The following is a 3,738-nucleotide window of genomic DNA, read 5'->3' on the forward strand; positions in this document are numbered from 1 at the left end:
TTTACGCTTTGCAAGTCGCTATCAAGTTCGTCGGCAACTACGCCTCTTGGGACTTTCACCCTAGATTTATAACATGCCCGTCATACAAGAAAAAAACAGGAATAAATCCTGTTTTAATCTTACTTACTTTATTGCATTATACTTTTTTACTATTTTTATATCGTCAACATTGCTAAAAAAATGGTAATTGAAGATAATACCTTATTTTGAAAAACTTAACGTTTTTTAAATTCATTTTTTTCACACGAAAATAATCACTTAAATTCAAATCGACCCCACAAATTGTTCCATCTTCAAATTTAGCATAACAATCCCTTAATACACACAAATGAACTGCTGTTAAATTAGGTGAAAACAAAATATTTAAAAGAGGATTTCTTATTTCTAATACTATGTTTTTTAATTTTGTTTCGTTACCATTTATGTCAACTAGGAAAAAATTTGATTCATCAATAATAATGTATTTATATTTTTTTCTTCTAATTGATTTAATTGTAGTGATAATTAACACAATCAAAACTGCTGCGATAAATAATGCTATCATGATATTTGCAGACAAGTAATCATATTGATTTATTGTTATTATCACAAGTATACTGAAAGGAGATGGTAAAAAAATAGTAGTATAAATAGATTTTAATATATAATTATTTGATACTCGAATTGCCAAATGTAATTCCTCCTTAAATAATGCTAATGATAATCTTCAATAAAAGCCCTAATGCAGTTACAATATTATCTCCAGCCCCAAACGTTATCGAAGGGCTTGGGCCAAAAGCGATTTTTCCACTAAAAACGCCACCATACATTCCCATTCCAAAAGAGATTGCACCACTCAAAGTATTCTTTAATACAGCTTTTGTAAAATTAGTAAAATCCCATTCCTCATTTTTGTCAATCGCAACTCTCGTTGAATATCCTAATCCACCTGCAATAGCAGATGTAGATAATGCAGTCATAAAAGCCATACCCGTGGAAAATGAAACATGACCTATAGTAAAACCAGGTGCTCCAATAAACAATGCTGCTCCTGCACCACAACCTAATACACTTGCAATTCCTATGCCAGCTCCTGCAATGGCACCTCCCAAAGCAGCCCCAATATAAGTAAATTTATTTGTATCCCATTCTCCATCCTTAATATCTTCGTAAGCTGTAACACCAACACTGATAACTCCACCAATAATAGCTCCAATTAATGCGCCAATCAAGAAAGTTGTTGAAGATATAGCAAAATTTCCCTCTTCGTCTATCATATTTACTGGATCATTACCACAATATGCATATAGGTTTAATCCAATAATACTAGATGAATCTAGATATTCTATAGAATCTGGTGTAATAAATCTTAATAATACTGGATTATAGAATCTAGTTTTTAAATAATATAATTCTAAATCTGTATCATAATAATAGCCTTTATATCTAAAATTAGATATTATTGTGCCAGTTTGATTTATGATATTGCCATAGGCATCATAATCAAACTTAGATAATAATGTTCCATTATCATCTATTATTCCTATGATATTACCTAAGATATCCCTTATATAAAAGTATACATTATTATTCTCTTTATATCCATAGAGTTGGTTATTATTATCATAAAAATAACTAATTACATTATTACCTATTACTTCTTTTATTAGTTTTCTATTATCGTAATAATAATTTGTTGTAGTTGTAGTATTATTTTCTACAACTTCTTTTTTTATGATTAAACCTTCTACATCATATGTATAATTAATAGTTTTATTATTTTTAGTTACAGTTATTAATCTTTTACCTTGATAGAAGTAAGTATATCCATTAAATGTTTCCATTAAGAACTTATGAATTGTATTATAAGTTATTGAATTATTATTATAAGATACTAATCTGGATAAATTATCATAGGTATATGTATTTGTTCCATAAGATAATATATTACCATTATTATCATAGGTAATATTCTTATTATCATCTAAAGATAAATACCCTAAATTATTATATGTATATGTATGAGAACCAAAGGTTGAATCTGTAATAGAAGTTACTCTACCTAAGCTATCTAATGTATAATTTCTTTCATAATTGGTATTATTTATCTTATATGTTTCTTTATTTACTAGAAGTGATGTGTAAGTATTATCATTACTTCTTGTTTTAAAGGAGTAAGTATCTCTTAATAATTCCGTATTATTTTTATATATACTTACTTGATTACTTCTACCGAATGAATCATAATAATGATTCTTATGATATTCTGTTAAATTAGAAATAGCTGATGGAATAGATGTAACATATTCCTTTTTATAACATATATCTAAAATCATTCCCATTAAGGCATTATTCCCATCACTATCTATACCTATATGTACTTTAGTATTTGTAAATGAAGTATATAAAGGGAAGGAACGTGTTATGGTATTATTTCCAAAGAATAAAGTCATCACTCGAGTATTATTATTTATTATCTCATTATAAGATATTCCTATAAAAAATGATTCATTATTTAATGTATAGTCTGTATCTATCTCATAATAATCATATTTTAATATAATATGCTTATTTTGATTTCTATACAGAGATATAGATTTTCCAAAATCATTTTTTATAGTTATAAAATATTGTTTATCCTTTGGTTCTAATATAGAGCCTTTTAAGAATACTGTTCCATTATTTGTAAAATTAAAATCATATACAAGCTTATTTCCATAAGCTAAATAACAATATCTTTTATAATATGAATTATAGGCAAATGTTTTAGATGCATCATAAAATAAATCTTGATTTACATCCAATCGAATTGGAGTAATTCCATTATTCGATTTGAAATTATTTTCTAGCGGAATTAAATCATAATTTAAACCCGATACATTTCTAAAAGATGAGGTAGATATATATGGTATTTGTTGGTTATTTTCTATTTGATTATTATATATATAATTCTTTGTATATAAATAATAAGAATAAATATATCCTTCATTTAATACATCTTTACCAATCATTAAATTAGATATTCCACCAGGAAATACTTCTGTCTTTGTATTACCATAATACTTATAACCTATATGATATGTATATGGAGAGACTAAAGAAAACTCCACAGTTCCCATCTTTATTTCATCATTAAGTTCAAAGATTACCTTTTTCTCATTTCCATCATCATAATATTCCAATCCAAAATAATTCCATGATGTTATATTGATTGGATTATCTGTACGAATATTCATATTATAATCTGGATCATATTCACATTCTACCAGTAGATGTAAATAATTATTTAAATCTAAAAAGACTCCTATATATACATGATTTTGGTTTATAGTAAGTAAATGTGAAAAAGAAGGTTCATCTAGTTTAAACCAAAATCCTATCATTATTTTATCTGAATTAAATGTATAAGATAAATTAGTACCAGGTTCTATATATGGAATATAATTATCTTCAAATCTTTCAAATGTAAAAGTGTCATTAGGTAGTTTTAAATCATTTTTATATTTAAGCTTATAGCTTTCTCTATATTCTCCTACATATACTTCTTTTTCAAATTGATGTAAGATAGCTTCTTTCGATGTATTAAAGGATTTTTGAATAGAATTATAAGAATGATATTCTTTAGTATTTCCTAAAGTATATAACATACTTCCTACTTCAAAGCCAGAATAATCATATCTTACATTTAATTCTCTTATATTCTTTTCATCTAGCTTATCTTCATCATCATAAATATATTCTTCTAATGTATTATTATAT

2 protein-coding genes are annotated in these 3,738 nt (G+C 25.9%); both read right to left on the reverse strand.

From position 1 onward, the window contains the following. Positions 1 to 172: 172 nt before the first annotated feature. On the reverse strand, positions 173 to 670 hold the full coding sequence (locus EI71_RS09960) for a hypothetical protein (RefSeq protein ID WP_119017072.1): 498 nt from the start codon (positions 668 to 670) through the stop codon (positions 173 to 175). A gap of 13 nt (positions 671 to 683) precedes the next feature. Next, the coding region (locus tag EI71_RS09965) for an RHS repeat domain-containing protein (protein ID WP_147387598.1) at positions 684 to 3,738 on the reverse strand (3,055 nt) is incomplete at its 5' end.

This window comes from Anaeroplasma bactoclasticum, from assembly GCF_003550015.1.
GTDB lineage: Bacteria > Bacillota_I > Bacilli_A > Acholeplasmatales > Anaeroplasmataceae > Anaeroplasma > Anaeroplasma bactoclasticum.